Here is an 18,295-nt window from a genome sequence, read left to right as displayed (position 1 = left end):
CCCAGAGTATACGCGGGAAAAACAAAAAAGATCACTCCCCTTTCAGCATGCCCGCCGCCACTTCATCCGCGCTCTGGGCGCGCATGTTCAGCACTTCGGCACCCTCTTCGGGCAGCGGGGAGCCACACTGACGGAAAAGGCCGCGCACCACGCGAGGATAGCAGGCGGCGATGCGAAGAGGGGTGCTTTCCGCGAAGGCCTTGAGCCGGGGGTCACGATGGGCGGCCATTTCGCAGAGATCGGACACGGATTCAAAGCTCGCGCCGGATTCGCACAGCTTCTCCAGCACGCCATTCTTCACGCCCTGGGGCACCACCTGGGCATAGGCGCAGCGGCAGTAGAGGAGTTTGGGGGCTTGGGAAGAGGGCTCGGACATGGTCACAATCAAATATTGCTATGCCTGCCAGCCCCGTACAAGGAACATTCACAGGCAGGACGCCAGGAGGTTACGCCTTCAGATCCTTGTACACGCCAAAGTCCGTGTAGAAGAACCGCTTCGCCACCCAGTACATCCAGTGTTTCTCGGGGATGTTCTCCTCCTTCACCCACTGGCTCGGGCGCGGGCTCATGCGGTCCAATTCCGCAATGGCGGTCTGGCGCACGGTGGTGTCTTTGGCGCCGTGCTTGAGCACGAGTTGCTTCACCACGTCGGGACGCTCCAGGACGACGCAACCGCGGGTATGCTCGGCAGAAGTCTTGCGGAAGTCAGCGAGGAAGGCGCTGTTCGTGAAGGTCTCGAAAAGGCCGCGCTTGTCGGTGATGTCCTCTGTGGCGAATTGAATGATGGGGCACGGCTCGATGCTGCCCTTCGGACTCACATGGTGGCTGATACCCGTGGCCATCGGGCACAAGGCCTGGCCAGCGTGATCGTAGTAGGCATCCACGATGGCGATGGGCTTGCGCGCACGCATGTTCACAATGAAGCGGCGCGCGCGATTGATCTGCTCAGGATTCAGCGCGAGCTGTTCATTGATCTTCGGACCCACGGGACGGTAGGTGTGGTACCAGGTGTAGTGCACGCCCATGTCGATGAGCTTGTCCAGCCAGGCCTCGCTCAGGAGGTCATCGAGATTCGTCTGGCAGAGGCTGGTGGCCACGCCGGTGAGGAGTTTCTGCTCCAGGCAGTGTTGCAGACCGCGCAGAGTGCGATTGAGCACGTCCTTGTTGCCGCGGCGCTCGTCGCTCACGGTCTTGGTGCCCTCGATGCTGATGAGCGGGGTGACATTGCCAATCTGCCTCAGGGCACGGGCGGCCTTCTCCGTGATGAGCTGGCCATTGGTGAAAACCTGGAAGTAGCAATCCGGATGCTGCGCAAGGAAGTCGAGCAGCTCGGGATGCATAAAAGGCTCACCTCCGAGAATGCCAAAGAAGCTGTTCCCGTGCTCGCGGGCGTCATTGACCGTGCGATTCAGCGTGTCGAGGTCGATGGCATTGCGCGGGGCCTCCACGTCCACCCAGCACCCCTGACAGCGCAGATTGCACGAGTTCAGGATGCTGAGGTATAGGAAGGGCGGGAAGTGAATGCCCTGTTTCATCCGCTTCTTGAACAGCATCACGGAGCGAGCCCCCTTGAAGCCGAAGTTCCACGCCATCTTGGCGAGGCACTTGGGGTCCACGGTGCTGAGGATGCGGTTGGAGAGGGAGAAAATCATGAGCCGGCAGAGATTACGCCAGTCGATTGCCCAAAGTCACATGAAAAGGTCGTCGCAGAAGGTCTGCGGTCAACCGCGTTCGGGCCAGGAATCCCAGGCCCGAAGGCTAATATTCCTTTTCCCCGTCCTCATCGTGCCCGTACCCGGCGTCAGCCATCCGCTGAATGGTCTCCTGCAGGAGCGCCACGTAACCGTGCACGTCCAGGGAATCCTCCTCGGGCTGCCCCTTTGCCGCGTACAGCCAGCCGACTTCGTAGGGGTCGCTCTTCACGATGCAGGCGTCGACGTTGAGAGCGTCATTCATGCCGGCGAAGGAGCCCTCCATGACACAGAGGACATCGCTGGCCGCTTTGAACCCTTCCACGCTGCCGATGGAATCGCCGGGGAAAATGGGGTCGCCCACGTTCACTTTGAAGTTCGCCTCGACCAGTTCCCCCAGCATGCGGGTGGCGAACTTCGTGAACCCCACACGCCACAATCCCTCCTCCCCTTCTACCGGCGCCATCCAGTAGTGGCTGCGGGAGTAGCGGTAGGACTCAGGAAAGCGTGCCGTGAAGCGCGCGTGTTTGAAGCGGACGAAGTTGAGGGGCATGGGACGCGGAGAGGCGGGAGTCAACAAGCAAAGGTCACCGGGTCAAGGCAAACGACGTTGTTGAGCATCGCGATCGGTGCCTCTTGACCTTTACGCCCTGCCCGTTGAAAACAGCCCATGGTCTCACGCCTCTGCCTTCTCGCTCTGCTGGCCTTCACCCTGCCCTCTTGTGTGTACTTCGGCGTCAACGCGCCTCCCAAGCCGGCGGTCGGCACGCAGGTGAAAAGCTGGCCCCATGCCCCCTTCACCGAAGTTCGCGGCTATTGCTATGACTACACGGCGGAAGAACACAGTTCCTTCTTCCTCAATGGCCGCATGCACAAGGGCGTGCTGGATCCCAAGGGGGTGAAGCTCTCCCAAGAGCAGGTCGTTCGCCTGATGAATGCCCTCACCGTCTCGCATGACAAGCAAGCCCGCACCCCCTGCTACAAGCCGCACCACGCCTTTGTCTTCTATGATGCCTCCGGCCGCGCCGTCGGAGTGTTTGAGATGTGCTTTGGCTGCAACAAGTTCAAGGAGACACCGGATGGGCTTCCTGAGTACGTAGACACCCCGGCGCTGTATGCATTGTGTCAGGAGCTGGGACTGCCGCTCGGGCAGGGCAATGCGTTCTACACCGAGGTGTGCTCGCGTGGGAAGACGATCACCTACTGACGGACGGCGAACCGCTCATAAGCGCCCTCGGCATCGAGCAGGTCGATGGATGCTGCCGGAGTATCAATTTCACAGTTCGACCGATTGGTCATACATGCTGTCCGGCTTTCTGAAGCCGCTACCAGCATGAAAAAGGAACCATTCACAAACTGGCTGCGCGCCTGGATTCTCGCGCTACTCCTCGGACCAGCAGCTTGCTGTTTGATGGCGGTGATGAAGGATGCCTTTCCGGACACCTTCATCCTTCCATGGGATACCGTCCTCCCTGGCATCCCCGCCTGCGCACTGGTGGTTCTTTTTGCCAGTATCAGGCTGGCACAGCACAGTCCCCATTTCGAATCTGGAAACCGGTGGGCCATCGGCATTCTCCTGGCTATTCCATCAGTGGCAGTATCAACTTTTTTCACTTGGATCACCGCTAGCAAGCTCTTCGGCAACCTTCCCATTCCCTGATTCCAAGATTTACGCATCGTACTCTACACAGAGAGAAATTTTTGTGTAACATCCCGCTGAGCACGCCTCAGTACTTGGCAGAACCATGAGCACCGACTCTGACCTCTGCCCCAAATGCGGCCAACCGCTGCCTCAGGATGCACCTCGCGGACTGTGCCCGGCGTGCCTGATGGCGGCGGGGATGGAGACAGAGCCACTGCCCGCCTCCGCCATGCCAGCGCCTGAACCGGAGCTGTTGGCAAAGGCGTTCCCACACCTGGAGATCCTCGAACCGTTGGGCGCCGGCGGCATGGGCCGGGTCTACAAGGTTCGCCAGCCGCATCTCGACCGCATCGCGGCGCTGAAGGTCCTGCCTCCCGCACTCGCTTCGGATCCCGGCTGGGTGGAGCGTTTTCACCGGGAGGCGCGGGCGCTGGCACGCCTGAATCATCCGCACATCGTGCAGGTGTATGACTTCGGTGAGGCCACCTCAGTAGAGGAACGACCTTCCCTGCCCTACCTGCTGATGGAGTTCGTGGACGGAGTGAATCTCCGCCAGGCGATGCAAGCAGGCACGCTCACGGCTCGTGAAGCGCTTGCCATCGTGCCCAAGCTCTGCGATGCCCTCCAATACGCTCACGAGCGCGGCGTGCTGCACCGCGATCTGAAACCGGAAAACATCCTCATGGATGACGAGGGCCGGGTGAAGATTGCAGACTTCGGTCTCGCCAAGTTCGTGCACAGCAAAGGGGATGCGCCGCCCTCCGTGATGCTCACACAGACAGGCATGCACATGGGTACGGCGGCCTACATGGCGCCCGAGCAAATCGAGCACCCGCAGGATGTGGATCATCGCGCGGATATCTACAGCCTCGGCGTGGTGTTTTATGAGATGCTCACCGGCGGACTTCCCCTGGGAAGATTCCCCGCACCGAGCGAGACCAGTGGCGTGGACCCACGCCTGGATGGCGTGGTGTTTCGCACGTTGGAGAAGCACCGTGAAAAACGCTACCAGTCCGCTGGTGAGGTGAAGACGGGGCTGGAGCATGTGTGCACCAGTCCTGTATCCCAAGAGCGCAAGAAAGCAGGTGCCTCAGGGCTCAACCGGGGGTGCGGCGTCCTGGCTTGGATTCTTGTAGGTGTCTTCGTATTTTGTGCCGTGGGCCTGGCTCTGCCAGCACTCTGGTACTTCGCGGGGCACAAGGCTGCCCGCTACCCGGTAGTCGCATTTCAGATGTGCGATACGCTTTCGCACGTGGGCACCGCCGTGTCCGTGGATCCCGTAGTGCGAAGTTCCCCAGAAGCGGGTGGCTCGATCCGCATTGAGTCAACCAAGGGGGCAGTCATCACGGTGGCAGAACTCAATGGAGCCCAGGTCACCTCTGGAGGTCTTATCCAGTGCGGTGCCATGCTGAAGTGCAAGGACACTCCCGAGGGCGCCTATCTGGAAATGCACATCGAAACCACCAACGGATCCCTGCTCACCTCCAAACTGCCGGCTCAAATGGTGGGTGGCACTGCGGAGTGGCAGCCGATTTGGACGAATGTCGACTTGCCACCCGGGGCTCAAATAGCACGCCTCTGGGTGAATGCCGTGGTGAACGGCTCCGGCACGCTGTGGGTGGATGAGATTCTGATCTCTCATGAACCCAATCCCTAATGATCAAAGACACACTCCTTGAGTCATCATGAAGCCATTGAACTTCTCCTCCACACTGTGCCGTTGCATCCTCGTCAGCGCCATGGCTGTGGCACCGCTCCACGCAGGCGACATTCTCGGCAGATTTTCCTGCCATGATATCGCACAAGTAAAGACCTCCATCAGCATCGACAAGGAGACCACCGCTGACGGCAACGGCTCCATCAAAGTGGAAGCAGCCCACAACGCGGTCGTGACCGTGGCGGATCAGAAGAACCTCTCCGTGTCCAAGGACAACACGCTCTGGTGCACCGTGAAAGTGAAGTGCTCCGGTGTGAAGCAGCGGGCCTATCTCGAAATGTGGTGTGAGGTAGCGGACGGAAAACGCGCCTTCTCCAAGGGCTTGGAGCAGCTTCTCCTCGGAGACTCAGACTGGAAGGAAATCCGCCTGCCCATGATGATCAATGGTGACTTCACCGTGAACCGCGCCCTGGTGAACGTGGTCATCGAAGGCCCCGGCACGGTGTGGGTTGATCAGATTTCTTTTGCCAAGGCGAAGGGACTCTCGGCCGTGTATGTGCCTGAGTCTTGATCATTCGCAGTGGGTTCTGCCATGCTTCTCGCGATGACGCATCACTTCGCCGAGACCCGCTGGACCCTGGTGCAGCGCGCCCAGGGGCATACAGCGGAGGCGACGGCGGCCTTGAGCGAGCTGTGTGAGGCATACTACACCCCAGTACACCGCTTCGTGTGCGGCTGGTGCAACAACGCGGATGAGGCTCGCGATCTCACGCAGGAGTTCTTTGCGAGGTTGCTGGCCAAACCGCAGATTGGCGGGGCCGCGCCTGAGCATGGAAAGTTTCGCTCCTTCCTCCTTGGCGCAGTGAAGCATTTCCTCTGTGACATGCGCGATCACGGCAAGCGCCTGAAACGCGGTGGCGGCGTGGAGCATGTGACCCTGGATGCACCGCAAGGAAGCAATTCAGATGCTCTACACCCCGCAGGCATCGAAGACGCCTCAACACCACCACCTGATGTGGAGTTCGATCGTCAATGGGCTCTTCATGTCTTGGAGCGAGCTTTGGAGTCTCTGGAAAAGGCATTCGCTGAAGATGGAAAAGCACCCCACTTCCAGGCACTGAAGCCGTGGCTGATAAGCTCGAAAGTCAGCGATGAAGAAGCCGCTGCCGCCTCAACGTTTGGCCTGCAGGACGGCGCCCTCCGCGTAGCCGTGCATCGCCTGCGACAGCGCTTTCGCGAACAACTGCGGCGCGAGATTGCACAGACCCTGGCGGCAGGCGCGGATGTGGACTTGGAGATGCAGCACCTGCTCGCTGCATTGCGGCAGCAGGGAGGGTGAGAAATCTTTTGGGTTAACGACAGCCATTCAGCGAGGAGGCACCTGCGGATCAAGGAGCGGCACTAGCCTTAGTGCCGGTGGTCGGCCGTGAGGATGCGGAGCCTCACCATGGCATTTTGTCGGCTGCAAGGTGATGACGGGACTTCAGCGAGTCCAGCTCCCTACCAGGGCCGCTAGGGTGTGGCTGTCATTGAGTGTGCTGAAGCACCCGCCGAAGCACTTCACCCGTATAACTCACGCTGCTTCCTGCACGCTACAAACCGCTTGTCCCCGCCCCTTTTGGAGCACAGGGTACGGCGCAGCAGCGATGCTAGCTAGTGCATGACACCACGCCCGCCTTCCCCGGTGGTCGGGGTGCATTGTCGTCTACACATGTCGGAACCACACTCAGAGCCAACCACCGAAACCGCACACCTGGCGCCCAGCCTGGTGGAGGCGGCATTCGGCTCAAAGGCTTTCAAAGGGCTGTGGAAGCAATACCAGAAGACCGGCTCGACCACCCTCGGCCATGTCTGCCGCGAGGCCTCCGGCTTCGCCACTGCCTTGGCGCTCAAGGCCACCCATCCGCGCCGCACCTGGGTCCTGTGCCGTGAGGCGCGCACGCAGGAGCAAATCCACGCGGATCTCCAGGCGTGGGGCGCTCCTGCCATGTTTTACCCGCGCGCTCCGCAAGGCGACGGCCCCAATGGCCTGAGCGATCCGGACACGCAGGCGGAGCGCATCTCTGTCATCACCCGATTTTCCGGCGCAGTTGGCAGCGCTGATGAGCCAGCCTCGCGCATCCTGGTCCTGTGCACCGACAGCCTTGACGAGCAGGTGCCCTCACCCAAGGACTTGGACTCTTTCAAGAAGAGTCTTGAGCTTGGCATGAAGATTGGAGTGGAGACCCTGCTGCAAGAACTCGAATCCTCCGGCTACGAGCGCGTGCCCACGGTCGCGGAACGCGGGCAGTTCGCACGCCGCGGAGGCATCGTGGACGTGTTCTCATGGCAGGGAGAGGAACCACTGCGCATCGAATTCTACGATGACGAAATCGAATCTCTGCGCGCCTTCGACATTCACACGCAGGCATCGGTACAGCGGTTCAGGCGAGCCCAGCTTCTCATGCAGCAGGTGGATGCCTCAAGCGCCACCACGGAACTCTCCAGTCTCTTCTCCAAGGATGACGCCGTGCTTTTCATCGAGCCCGGTGAAGACGACGCGGAGAAGGTGCCGGACATCATTTCGAAACGCATCACCATCACCGCAGGTGCACCGCCTGACGATGCCAACTCCACGGAGGACTACTCCGCGGCCATCTTCGAAAATCCGCTGGGCATCTTTCATGCCGGCGACTTCGTAGTGCAGGAGGCGCGGCGCATCCAGTTCACAAAACAGGTGGAGGAGTGGCACCGCGAGAAGTGGCGTGTGGTGATGTTCTTCCACAACCCTGGCGAGCGTGAACGCTTCGAGGAACTCGTGGGGCCACAATGGCTCGCCGCCCAGCGCATGGAGCTGGCGCTGGGGATGCTGCATCGCGGCTTCACAGCTCCTGCAGCTTCGCTCGCGGTACTGACCGGCGCAGAAATCTTCGGCCGCCATCTGCACACCCGCCGCGTGCGTGGATCAAAACTGGATGAAGCCCAGGTCCTCCGCCAGGCGCGCGACCAGATGCGGGACATGAAGGAGGGCGACCTCGTCGTGCACCTCGACTACGGCATCGGCAAGTTCGCCGGCATCGAAGTGCGCGAGGGCGTAAAGCGCGAAGAAGTCATGGTCATCCGCTATGCGGATCAGGCGAAGGTCTTCGTGCCACTGAGCCAGGCACACCTCGTCTCACGCTACGTGGGCGTAGGAGGCAAAGCTCCCACTCTCAACAAACTCGGCGACGCCCGCTGGGGGAAGACACGAGCCAATGCGGAGCGCAGCGTGGAAGAATTCGCCGCGCGCATGCTCTCCACCGCGGCACAGCGGCAATCGCTCAAGGGCTTCGCGCACCCGCCCGACACGAAGTGGCAGGTGGAGTTTGAGCAGTCCTTCCTCTATCGCGAAACACCGGACCAGCTTCGCAGCATCGCGGAAATCAAACGCGACATGGAATTGGAGAAACCCATGGATCGCCTGCTATGCGGCGACGTGGGATTCGGCAAGACGGAGGTGGCCATTCGTGCAGCGTTCAAGGCGGTGATGGGGGGCAAGCAGGTGGCCGTGCTTGTACCTACGACCGTGCTTGCTCAGCAGCACTGGCAGACCTTCCGCGAGCGCATGAGCGACTACCCGGTCACGGTAGAGATGCTCAGCCGCCTCACCCCGAAGAAGCGCGAGAAGGAAATCCTCGCCGGTATCAAGGAAGGCACGGTGGACATCGTGGTCGGCACGCATCGCGTGATCTCCAAGGATGTGCGCTTCAAGGAACTCGGCCTCGCGGTCATCGATGAAGAGCAACGCTTCGGCGTGAAGCACAAGGAGAAGTTCAAGGACCTCTTCAAGCTCGTCGACGTGCTGACCCTCAGCGCGACTCCCATCCCGCGCACGCTCTACCTCGGCCTCATGGGCATGCGCGACATGTCCACGCTCGATACGGCACCGCCCAATCGCATCCCGGTGCAGACGACGGTGGCCGGCTATGACGAACGCGTGATCCGCGATGCCATCAATGCGGAAATCCAGCGCGGCGGCCAGGTCTTCTTCCTGCACAACCGTGTCATGGACATGGAGAAGATGAAAGCCAAGCTCGAGGCACTGTGCACCGAGGCGCGAGTCATCGTGGGCCACGGCCAGATGGACTCCGAGTTGCTGGAGGATGTGATGCAGACCTTTGTGAATGGCGACGCGGATGTGCTGCTCTGCACCACCATCATCGAAAGCGGGGTGGATATCCCCAATGCGAATACCATTATCATCGACCGGGCGGATCGCTTCGGGCTTGCGGACCTGTACCAGCTTCGTGGGCGGGTGGGTCGTGGCGGCGAGCGAGCCCATGCCTACCTCATGCTGCCTCGGGACCTCATGACCGGGGGCGACGCCCGGAAGCGGGTCAATGCCATCAAGCAGTACACGGCGCTCGGCAGTGGCTTCAAGATTGCCATGCGCGACCTGGAAATCCGCGGCGCGGGGAACCTCCTCGGCACCGAACAAAGCGGCCATATCGTGGCGGTCGGGTTTGATTTGTACTGCCAGATGCTGAAGGCGGCGACGGCCAAGATGCAAGGCCGCCGCACCCCGCCCCCCATGGAGGTGACCCTGCATGTGGACTTCCTGTGCATGAGCGAGGCCGAGTGGCTGGAGTCCACTGATCCCGAAGCTGCACCCCGCAAGCGCGTGACCGCCGCCACAGCCCACCGCCCCGCAGACCGCCAAAAGCTGGTCCCGGACCGGGAGCGGCGCATCCCCGCCTTCATCCCCCAGACTTACATGGAAGACGCCCGCAGCCGCATCACCGCCTACCGCATGCTCGGCGAAGTACTCACCCGCAAGGAGTTGGACACGCTGGAGGAATCCTGGCGGGACCAGTACGGTCGCCCTCCCGACGCCGTGGAGAACCTACTCGTCTGCGCCGCCATGAAGCTCTCGGCTGCCGCCAAAGGTATCAGTGCCATCGAGATAAAAGAGGGAAAACTGATGCTCACGCGCAAGGGCGGCTACGTGTTGGTTGGAGGCAAGTTTCCCCGTTTGACAGCCCCAGACCCGCCCCTACTATTGCGCGAATCTCTCCACCTCCTGAGAAGTTTTTAACACATGAAGATCAGCCGCTCCATATTGATTGCCGCAACCGCGTTGCTTGTGCACGCCAGCACAAGCTCCAGTTTCGGCGCGACCTATGGGATCGCGGCCACGGTGAACGGCAAAGTCATCACGACCTCCGAGGTCCGCGAAGCCGTGCAGATGCAGGAGCAGCTCATCCAGATGACCATCAAGGACCCCCGCGTGGCAGCCGCCCGCCTGGGAGAGCTGCGGGAGAGTGCCCTGTACGCCCTGATCGAACGCCAGCTCGTGCTGAGCGAGTTCGAGAAGCTGGGTGGCAGCATCAAGGCCCAGTACGTGGATGACGACATCAACAACATCATCCGCGAAAGCTACAACGGCGACCGCGAAAAGTTCCTGCATGACCTGGCCAAGACCGGCATGACCATCAAGAAATTCCGCGAACAGCGCGAGAAGATGATGGTGGTCTCCGTGCTCCGCTCCCGCCAGACCGCGAACCTGCCGCCTCCCACTCCCGCACAGGTGCAGAGCTTCTACACCAAGAACGCCGAGAAATTCCGCGACAAGGATTACATCAAATTCAGCACCATCACGATCCCGAAGTACCCCGTGGGTGATGCCTCAGCGAGCACCGAATCCCAAAAGAAGCTGGCCCAGGAAATCCGCACGAAGATCTCCGGCGGCGCGGACTTCGCCACCATGGCCCGCACCTACTCCCAGGATAGCCGCCAGGAAATGGGCGGCGACTGGGGCCTGCAGGAGCGCGCTGGCCTGAGCAGGGAAATCGCGGACGCGGCATTCGCCCTCAAGACGGGCGCCATCAGCCCGGTGACCGAAGTCGGCCCGAACTACATGATCATCTACTGCGAAGCGAAGCAGCCCGGCAATCAGGAGCCGCTGGAAAAGGTGCGCCCGCAGATTGAAAAGGTCATCTCCGCCGAGATGGGCCGCGAAGCGGTGAACCGCTGGCTCTCCGGCCTCGCCTCCAAGGCCATCATCCAGCCCGAAACCGTGCGGAAGAATTTCTACCAGTGGCTGAACAAGGAGAGCAAGGCTGCGGAACAGCAGCAGCCCTGAGCGAGACTTCATTAGTCACTCCAAAAATCACAAAAAAAGCGCCACATCCGTGGCGCTTTTTTGTTGGATGCCCGAGAACCGGGGCGCGGCCTTTCCAAGTCGTTTCGTGACAACATTCCTGACGCACCCAATACCACGACCTCCGCAGCTTCCTACTCCCTCAGCCAATCCAGCGACACTCGGCGCATGCGTAGACGGTTCAGACCACCCACCTTCGAATCCCCAGCGCAATACGCCAGCAGCACCGCGTTGTCCTTGGTGAAGTGGATGGCCGTGTAGCAGTACCAGCCATCGGGATCCTCTTCCAGCAGCTTCCTTACCGGCCAGGTCTTGCCGCCGTCCTTGGAGATGCAGGCATTCAGCGGGGTGCGCTTTTTTGCGGGAAATGCGAACTTGCCCGAGTGGTCGTTGTAGATGGCGAGCAGATCGGTGGTACCGGGCAGCACCCGGATGCTTGAGGGCGACGTGGGCGACTTCATCTCCGTAGGCACGGGTGGGGACCATGTGCGGCCACCATCGGTAGAAGTGAACCCATACTGCGCACCCTGGTCGGTCCGGCTCCAGCCCATGATCGAGCCATCCGGAAGCTCCACCACCCCCGGCTCCTGCAGACCGGAGCCGCTCGCCACGGGGATGGCCCACCAGTTCGCCGCCTCCTGCCAGGTCTGCCCTGCATCGTCTGAATAGATCCACATCGTGATCGCCCGGGCGTCGAAGGACTTGCTGCTGTGCGGATCACTCAGCCGCGAACGGTGATATCCCAGCGGCAGGATGATGCGGCCCTTCGACGTCTGAATCACGCGGTCGTTGTTCAGCACAAAATATCCCGGTGCCTGAAGCAGCAATTTCGGCTCTGACCACGTCGCTGCATCATCGGTCGAGACACGCATGTGCGGGCGGCAATCCAGCCAGCTGTTCTTGATGCAGTAAAACATGGCCAGTCGGCCATCCTGCAGACGCAGCAGGGAGACACTCATCACATTGTTCCCTGCCGTATTCTCCACCACCACCTTCGGCTCACTCCAGGTGCGCCCGTGATCATCGGAGTGGATCTGCACAATACGTGCCGGGCTCTCGTCCGCAGCACCGCCATAGAACTGGGTGTAGCAGAAGATGATGCGCCCTGATGCCAGCGTGGCGAAGGAACCTTCCGAGTTGCGCGGATGCTCCTTGCTGGGTTCGATGTTCCGTACCACCACATTCTCCGCCTGCACCTGGCAGGCGGCCACCAAAAGAAGCGCAAGGAAGGCAGCTTTCATCAGACCACTACTGGCGCCATCGCGTGGATTTTTCATCGCGCAGCCAGCCCCTGAGAAAAAGATTGCCCGCCCAGCCCGTTCCTCCTCAACATACACCTCCACATGAATCGCCGCCGCTTCCTTCAGTCCACCAGTGCAGCCCTCGCAGCTTCTGCTGCCACCTCCACCACCTTCGCCCAGGCGGCCCCCGCAAAGGTGCGCATCGGGCTCGACCATTTCGCAGTGCGTGCCACCGGATGGAAGGCACCGCAGTTCATCGAGTATGCCGGCAGTCAGAAAGTGGACACGCTCTTCCTCTCCGAGCTGTTGCCCTTTGAGAGTTTTGAAGACGCCTATCTCAAGGGCCTGAAGGAACAGGCGGACAAGGCAGGCATTGCCCTCTACGTGGGCACCAGCAGCGTATGCCCCACTTCGGCACGGTTCAAGAGCACCTTCGGCACGGCAGAGGAGCATCTCTCCCTCTGCATTCGTGTCGCCAAGGCGCTCGGCTCACCGGTGGCCCGCTGCTATCTGGGCGGCAATGATGATCGCAAAGGCGACGGAGGCATCCAGCGCCACATCGAGTCGCTGCTCAAGGTCTTCGCCGCCTGCAAAAGCCAGGCGACGGACGCCGGCATCAAGATTTCCATCGAGAATCACGCAGGCGACATGCAGTCCCATGAATTGAAGGCGCTCATCGAAGCCTCTGGCAAAGACTGGGTCGGAGCCAACATCGACCCCGGCAACGCCACCTGGGTCATGGAAGATCCACTGCGGCATCTGGAAGTGCTCGGGCCTTACGTGAACTGCTCCAGTGTGCGCGACTCCATGATCTGGCTCAATGAAAAGGAAGAGGCCGTGGTGCAATGGACCGCCATTGGTGAGGGCATTGTGGATTTCAAGGCCTACACCAAGCGCTTCACGGAGCTGTGCCCCGGAGTGCCTCTGAACATTGAAACCATCTCCGGCTTCGCCAAACCCATCCCCTATCAAAAATCCGAATTCATCAAGGAACTCGGATACGACAAGATGCCTGCGGATGATCTGGCGGCCTTCCTCGCGCTGGCCAAGAAGGGCAAGCCCATCCCACCATTCAAGGCTCCGGACAAGGAAGCGGACATCAAGTACCAGAAGGGTGAATTCGAGCGCAGTGTGGCGGCACTGCGCAGCTATGGCGCAGGCGTGCGCTCATAGTCGATGGCTGTGCGCGGGGACAGAAGCGGAAATAAGTTGTCTGTCCCTGCGAAATTGGTTTGATGGATGGAGGTGGTGTCGCCGTATTACACCGCCGCGTGCCTGCTCCCCCCCAACTTGCCACGTTCTTTCCCATGAAATCCCACATTTCGAAGCTTCTGCACCGCGCTGCGCTGATAGCGACCGCCCTTCTCGCGGCCGCCCCCTTATGCGACGCTGCGACCATTCCAAGCAAAGGCGGCATCGTAGTCTTCACCAGTAACGAGGGCGACAGCGACAAGTTCGCCGTGGCCAATGAATTCGTCTCTGTGGAGACCTTCGGCATGACGAGCACATTCAAGTTCGCCAATGGCCAGAGCCGGCAGATGCAGCCGCCAAACTTGCGGGCCGTGGTCCCCTACCCGGACTATGCCGCGCTCACCCTGGTGACAGAGGCCGACTGGGACGCGCTGGAAAAGATTGCACAGGATGCCGATGCCGCCGCGCAGAAGTATCCCAAGAGCGCCACTCTCATGCAGGGGCTCAAGGCGACGCTCACCACCGCGCTGCAAAAGCATCAACAGGGTTATGTAGTCATCAACGGTGGATGGCTCAGCAAAGAGGACTACGCAAAGAAGGTTACAGATACCAAGGCGGACTACGTCGCGCAGATGGTCCTCTCCGGGAAGATGTACAAGAACGTGCGGCTCTCCGCCGTGAATGGCGATCTGGTGAAGCTCATGCACGACGGTGGATTCGCCAACGTACCGCTCGCGGATCTGCAGAAACTTCCCGACGAGACACGCAAGCCCCTGGCCAAGACCAATCCCCGTCTGGCTTCCATTCTGGGATACAAGGCCGCGGACCTCGGGTCTTCCGCAGGTTCCGTCGCCGCGGCAAACGTAGCGAGCGCCGGCACCTACAGCACCTTTTCCTATACCATCGCAGGAGAGCAGGTGACGATCACCCGCGTGGGCACGACGGAAACCTATGCCATCGACAAGGTGCCTGCCGGCTACCTCTCCAACAACCCGGAGCTGGCGCAGGCAGTGAAAGACCATCTGGCCAAGAAGAACGCGAAGTAACGGGGCAAGATGCAGCAGGACTTCACATCGCGTCGGAGTTCCAGCCATCAAGTGCAGTGCGCGCGGAGGGATGCGCTTCGCAGATTGCTGGGAGCATCTCTTGGGGCTTGGTGGTTGCCACACGTGTCCCACGGACAGAGTGCCCCGGCTTTGTTCCGTATTCCCACACGTGAGCAGCAACTCGCAGCGGTGGGCCCGCTGGACAAGCTCCCCCTGGTGGAGCAGCGAGCATTCGAGATCACGGATGATTTCCAGACTATCCGAGCCCCCAAGCCGGCAGACTGGCTGGCCCAACACAAGGAGCGCCGCCAGACCTTCGAGAGCTTTCAGCGTACGCCACGCAACATCCCGTCCTCGATTGCCAATACGATCTACGTGCTCCCGCTCGGCGCGTTCATCGAGGGCAAAGGGCCAGCATTGACGGACCTGCAGGAGTTCGCCGGTGCCTACTTCGGCCTGCCGGTCAAAATGCTTCCGGGCATTCCTCTGGAGTCCAACAAAGCCATCACCCGCCGCACGCGAGACGGTACACGAGATGAAGAGTTGGTGCAGTATCTCTCCACCGACATCTTGAAGGCCATGCTCGGTCATGTGCCCAAGGATGCCTTCTGCGTCATCGGCATCACCATGGAGGATCTCTATCCCGAGGAGTCGTGGAATTTCGTCTTCGGCCAGGCGACCTATGCCGATCGTGTGGGAGTGTTCAGCTTCAAGCGCTACTCACCCGAGTTCAACGGAGAAGAGTGGAATGACGAAACACGACGCCGCATGCTGCGCCGCAGTTGCCACGTCCTCGTGCATGAGACCGGACACATGTTTGGCATCACGCACTGCACCTGGTTTGAGTGCATCATGTGCGGATCCAATCATCTGGGCGAGTCCGACTCCCGTCCCATGCACGCCTGCCCCGTCTGCCTTCGCAAACTCCACTCCAGCGCGAAGTTCGACCTCGTCGCCCGCTATCGGAAGCTGCTGACCTTCCACGAAAAACACGGTTTCACCGATGAGGCAGCGTGGGTGCAAAAGCGACTGCAGCGGCTGGGCACATCTCATTGAGTCTTGTGAAATGGACTGCCGCGCAATGGTAGTGACATGATGCGTCCCACGAAGCGTCTCGTGAAGCAGGCGGATAGAGCAGCAAATCATTGAGCCAGCATCACCATCCCATCATTCCCAATCTCCACAGGTATCATCCTCGCGCGCACCATGCGCATGGTGTCGGCATCCCAGGTGACTTCCAATAAGGCGCCACGATGCCACTCCCGCGAAGGGCCTGGGCCATCGAACACAAGATTCCCCAGCGACCATGCCACACTGCCGCCAAGGAGATGCTCAAGAGGCTGCACCACATGAGGGCCAGAACCCACCACGAGATTCGCGCCCGCCTGCATCCATGACGCCGCGAGGGCACGCTGCTCCGCAGAAGGTCCCGGCGCATGCTCACGGCCCCAATGAGGAAGAACAATGACCACGTCCGCCTGAGTGCGAGCCTCCGCAATGGCATCGATGATGCGCTCAGGTTCAGCGGTGGTGAAGATCTGCGGTTGCCCTCTCGGTGCCCTTGACGGTTGAGGGTCATCAAAAACGGAAATGAAAGCGAAACGCCTCCCTTTCACTTCCACAATGGCGGCCTTGCCAGCATCAACAGGGTCTTTGCCTGCACCTGATTGCTTCAATCTGGAGGTCTCGAGTGCGCGCAGAGTATCGTCCAGTCCCGCGCTCCCGCGATCCATGCTGTGGTTGTTTGCCAGGCTCACGAGGTCCACACCAGAGTCTCGCAGGAGTGTGACCGCCTTCGCGGGAGCGGCGAGTGGAGCCCTTGGATCTTTTGCTGCTGCTTCCGACAATACGGCACATTCCAGATTCACCACGGCAAGATCTGCGGCAGAGATTTGCTCAGTAATGGCACTCATGGGGTTCCGCCCCTGGCCAATGGCCTCCCCCACCTTCCTGCCCAGCATCACGTCGCCACCGAGCAAGAGTCGCACTTCGCGCTTGGGTCGTTTCATGCGCAGGATCTCGGGAGCGCGCCTTCCCTTCTTGATCTCTGCGAAACTCACCACGGATGGGACGCCCTCCAGTTGATGCACGACAAGGTCGGAATCGTCGAACCTGCCCAAGGGCTCGCGATCTTCCCACAGCGCGGCCACGTGGGAGCCAAAGTGGATGAGGCACCCATCATCCGCACGCACCGGCCCCTGCCATGGCTCCAGCCAGTCGCGCATGTCCCTGGGACTTCCCCACGGCACGCGCCAGCCTTCGGCGCGATATCCCGCGGAAGTGAAGTTTGCACAGTCCGCACCCCAACCTGTCTCCGGACCGGATCGCCTTCCTTCCGCAATCCAGGTGGACCCAAAGATGTAGGGCAAACTGAACTGCTCGCTCCACGCTGCACGCAATCCGGTGCTGCCAGATGCACGAACCCGAAGAGTGAGGACATTGGAGTAGCGCGACTCACCATCACGTATCACTTCCGCAAAGATCTGGGCTGTACCGCAGTGGTATGCTGCATCGAGCACGGGAGCGAGGTGTTTCACATCCAGCGCCTTCATCACGGGACCTTCTGCAAGCAGCACCCGTCGTTGCTGAATCCATCGCGGAGCATCGCTCGCGAATCCAAAGTCCACATCCGTGACTCGATACACATCCGAACTCGCTCGAAGCGCCCACCAGCGCACGCGCGCTCCCGTGGGCGGTGGCTCCATGACGATGCTGGCGGATTGTGATGCTTCGAGGCGATAGCTGCCATCCGGCTCGCGAGCACGGTCACTCATGGATATTGCGGGAAGAAAGCTGTCACCACGCCAGCCGTTCATCATCCTCTCCAGTCGCTCACGCTCCACTCGCGTTTGCTCAGGTTTCCAACGTTGCAGGATCAAGGTCCGCAGTTTCAACGATGCCTCATCGAGTTTGAACTCCGGAATCTGCTCGCCCCGCCGCTGCCGCAACTTCGCCATCATGGAGCGATCTGGTCCCGCCTTCACAAACGGCTCCCATTGCACCGCGGCATTGGTGATGGACCAGCTCTGCTCCAGCGCCGCACACATCAAGGCATCCGTCTGTGCCTGCGACTTCAGCCAGGGTGTGGAGAGAGCCCAGCATAGCGCCTCGAGTCCGCGCAGCCGCGCCACCGCTGCAGCGACTTCCGCCACCTCACTCGCAAGGTTCTCATCTGTGCTCGCGGCAAAGTAATCCAGATCAATGCTCGCTACGATCCGCTTGTCACTTGGCCACGCGGCGGATTCCTTCTGCCACGTCTCAAAGTCCATGACACGCAACCGCTGGGCGAAGGCTCCCGCATCACGTGGCAATGCCTCCTCGTGACCATCCAGGAACTCACGCGCCTCCTGCTCAAGCTTCGCCCGCTGCGCCTCGTCCAGCTTGCGCATGGGCACCCACACCACTTCTGCGATGGGAGAAGGCATCAACGGCTCCATCCAGTTGTAAGCCTGGATCACGCCCGTCTCCCGCCACTTCTCCAACCTTGCCGCCCTCTCCTCTACGGACGCCACCTTCCGGATCGCTTCGCGAATACCATCCGACTTCGGAATCGCCGACGCATCACTGTGTGCATCAAACAGCACCAGCGTGTGCGGCTCATTCAGCGGCAATGTCTGTGCGAGGAAATAGAAGCTGCCCGCGTGGGATTCTTCGAGATAGACTGGCAACGAAGGCGCAGCAGCCCACATACCACTCCCGGCTCCTGACA

The 18,295-nt window shown here is 60.7% G+C and carries 15 protein-coding genes; 9 read left to right on the top strand and 6 right to left on the bottom strand.

The window, feature by feature from the left end; genetic code table 11:
• Window positions 1–31 precede the first annotated feature (31 nt).
• The 3 genes from DES53_RS00695 to DES53_RS00685 form a co-directional block, all read right to left on the bottom strand.
• Complete coding sequence (locus DES53_RS00695; RefSeq protein WP_113956287.1) at window positions 32–376, bottom strand: hypothetical protein; 345 nt, start codon at window positions 374–376, stop codon at window positions 32–34.
• Window positions 377–446: 70 nt separating this feature from the next.
• Complete coding sequence (locus tag DES53_RS00690) at window positions 447–1,652, bottom strand: radical SAM protein (RefSeq protein ID WP_113956286.1); 1,206 nt, start codon at window positions 1,650–1,652, stop codon at window positions 447–449.
• Window positions 1,653–1,758: 106 nt separating this feature from the next.
• Entirely contained in the window at window positions 1,759–2,244 is a 486-nt protein-coding gene (locus DES53_RS00685; protein ID WP_113956285.1) for a glycine cleavage system H family protein, read from the bottom strand.
• A 117-nt stretch (window positions 2,245–2,361) separates the two neighbouring features.
• Here DES53_RS00685 and DES53_RS00680 point away from each other — a divergent pair, with 117 nt between their 5' ends.
• On the top strand, window positions 2,362–2,898 hold the full coding sequence (locus DES53_RS00680) for a hypothetical protein (RefSeq protein WP_113956284.1): 537 nt from the start codon (window positions 2,362–2,364) through the stop codon (window positions 2,896–2,898).
• Here the strand turns inward: DES53_RS00680 and DES53_RS32700 are convergent.
• Entirely contained in the window at window positions 2,892–3,368 is a 477-nt protein-coding gene (locus DES53_RS32700) for a hypothetical protein (protein ID WP_170156759.1), read from the bottom strand. The genes DES53_RS00680 and DES53_RS32700 overlap by 7 nt on opposite strands.
• A 68-nt stretch (window positions 3,369–3,436) precedes the next feature.
• Between DES53_RS32700 and DES53_RS00670 the strand changes: the two genes are divergently transcribed.
• From DES53_RS00670 to DES53_RS00650, 5 genes are all read left to right on the top strand, one after another.
• Window positions 3,437–4,990 carry a serine/threonine-protein kinase gene (locus DES53_RS00670; RefSeq protein ID WP_113956282.1) on the top strand — a complete coding sequence of 518 codons (1,554 nt, stop codon included), beginning with the start codon at window positions 3,437–3,439 and terminating at the stop codon, window positions 4,988–4,990.
• A gap of 28 nt (window positions 4,991–5,018) precedes the next feature.
• Entirely contained in the window at window positions 5,019–5,561 is a 543-nt protein-coding gene (locus tag DES53_RS00665) for a hypothetical protein (RefSeq protein ID WP_113956281.1), read from the top strand.
• Between the two features lie 21 nt (window positions 5,562–5,582).
• On the top strand, window positions 5,583–6,329 hold the full coding sequence (locus DES53_RS00660; RefSeq protein WP_113956280.1) for an RNA polymerase sigma factor: 747 nt from the start codon (window positions 5,583–5,585) through the stop codon (window positions 6,327–6,329).
• 372 nt (window positions 6,330–6,701) lie between these two features.
• Window positions 6,702–10,043, top strand: coding sequence for a transcription-repair coupling factor (mfd, locus tag DES53_RS00655; RefSeq protein WP_113956279.1), 3,342 nt, complete (start codon window positions 6,702–6,704; stop codon window positions 10,041–10,043).
• 3 nt (window positions 10,044–10,046) lie between these two features.
• Window positions 10,047–11,090 carry a peptidylprolyl isomerase gene (locus DES53_RS00650; RefSeq protein ID WP_113956278.1) on the top strand — a complete coding sequence of 348 codons (1,044 nt, stop codon included), beginning with the start codon at window positions 10,047–10,049 and terminating at the stop codon, window positions 11,088–11,090.
• A gap of 152 nt (window positions 11,091–11,242) precedes the next feature.
• Here DES53_RS00650 and DES53_RS00645 read toward each other — a convergent pair whose 3' ends face one another.
• Window positions 11,243–12,385, bottom strand: a complete 1,143-nt coding sequence (locus tag DES53_RS00645; protein ID WP_113956277.1) for a sialidase family protein — start codon at window positions 12,383–12,385, stop codon at window positions 11,243–11,245.
• A gap of 66 nt (window positions 12,386–12,451) precedes the next feature.
• Here DES53_RS00645 and DES53_RS00640 point away from each other — a divergent pair, with 66 nt between their 5' ends.
• The 3 genes from DES53_RS00640 (at window position 12,452) to DES53_RS00630 (ending at window position 15,642) form a co-directional block, all read left to right on the top strand.
• Entirely contained in the window at window positions 12,452–13,522 is a 1,071-nt protein-coding gene (locus DES53_RS00640) for a sugar phosphate isomerase/epimerase family protein (RefSeq protein ID WP_113956276.1), read from the top strand.
• Window positions 13,523–13,656: 134 nt separating this feature from the next.
• Window positions 13,657–14,586 carry a hypothetical protein gene (locus DES53_RS00635; protein ID WP_113956275.1) on the top strand — a complete coding sequence of 310 codons (930 nt, stop codon included), beginning with the start codon at window positions 13,657–13,659 and terminating at the stop codon, window positions 14,584–14,586.
• 123 nt (window positions 14,587–14,709) lie between these two features.
• Window positions 14,710–15,642 (top strand): archaemetzincin, encoded by a 933-nt coding sequence (locus DES53_RS00630; RefSeq protein WP_170156758.1) that lies wholly within the window; start codon window positions 14,710–14,712, stop codon window positions 15,640–15,642.
• An 86-nt stretch (window positions 15,643–15,728) separates the two neighbouring features.
• Here the strand turns inward: DES53_RS00630 and DES53_RS00625 are convergent, their stop codons facing one another.
• On the bottom strand, window positions 15,729–18,275 hold the full coding sequence (locus DES53_RS00625) for a CapA family protein (protein WP_211325401.1): 2,547 nt from the start codon (window positions 18,273–18,275) through the stop codon (window positions 15,729–15,731).
• Between the last annotated feature and the right edge of the window lie 20 nt (window positions 18,276–18,295).

The sequence above is a fragment of the Roseimicrobium gellanilyticum genome (assembly GCF_003315205.1).
In the GTDB taxonomy this organism is placed as follows: Bacteria; Verrucomicrobiota; Verrucomicrobiia; order Verrucomicrobiales; family Verrucomicrobiaceae; genus Roseimicrobium; species Roseimicrobium gellanilyticum.
The sequence above is the reverse complement of the archived record's forward strand: the minus strand, read 5'-3'. Positions and strand labels throughout refer to the sequence as shown.

What these genes read in the sequence shown, in the direction of transcription:
- DES53_RS00695 (WP_113956287.1), bottom strand. Translation starts at nt 376, where the DNA reads ATGTCCGAGCCCTCTTCCCAAGCCCCCAAACTCCTCTACTGCCGCTGC.
- DES53_RS00690 (WP_113956286.1), bottom strand. Translation starts at nt 1,652, where the DNA reads ATGATTTTCTCCCTCTCCAACCGCATCCTCAGCACCGTGGACCCCAAG.
- DES53_RS00685 (WP_113956285.1), bottom strand. Translation starts at nt 2,244, where the DNA reads ATGCCCCTCAACTTCGTCCGCTTCAAACACGCGCGCTTCACGGCACGC.
- DES53_RS00680 (WP_113956284.1), top strand. Translation starts at nt 2,362, where the DNA reads ATGGTCTCACGCCTCTGCCTTCTCGCTCTGCTGGCCTTCACCCTGCCC.
- DES53_RS32700 (WP_170156759.1), bottom strand. Translation starts at nt 3,368, where the DNA reads ATGCGTAAATCTTGGAATCAGGGAATGGGAAGGTTGCCGAAGAGCTTG.
- DES53_RS00670 (WP_113956282.1), top strand. Translation starts at nt 3,437, where the DNA reads ATGAGCACCGACTCTGACCTCTGCCCCAAATGCGGCCAACCGCTGCCT.
- DES53_RS00665 (WP_113956281.1), top strand. Translation starts at nt 5,019, where the DNA reads ATGAAGCCATTGAACTTCTCCTCCACACTGTGCCGTTGCATCCTCGTC.
- DES53_RS00660 (WP_113956280.1), top strand. Translation starts at nt 5,583, where the DNA reads ATGCTTCTCGCGATGACGCATCACTTCGCCGAGACCCGCTGGACCCTG.
- mfd (WP_113956279.1), top strand. Translation starts at nt 6,702, where the DNA reads ATGTCGGAACCACACTCAGAGCCAACCACCGAAACCGCACACCTGGCG.
- DES53_RS00650 (WP_113956278.1), top strand. Translation starts at nt 10,047, where the DNA reads ATGAAGATCAGCCGCTCCATATTGATTGCCGCAACCGCGTTGCTTGTG.
- DES53_RS00645 (WP_113956277.1), bottom strand. Translation starts at nt 12,385, where the DNA reads ATGAAAAATCCACGCGATGGCGCCAGTAGTGGTCTGATGAAAGCTGCC.
- DES53_RS00640 (WP_113956276.1), top strand. Translation starts at nt 12,452, where the DNA reads ATGAATCGCCGCCGCTTCCTTCAGTCCACCAGTGCAGCCCTCGCAGCT.
- DES53_RS00635 (WP_113956275.1), top strand. Translation starts at nt 13,657, where the DNA reads ATGAAATCCCACATTTCGAAGCTTCTGCACCGCGCTGCGCTGATAGCG.
- DES53_RS00625 (WP_211325401.1), bottom strand. Translation starts at nt 18,275, where the DNA reads ATGTGGGCTGCTGCGCCTTCGTTGCCAGTCTATCTCGAAGAATCCCAC.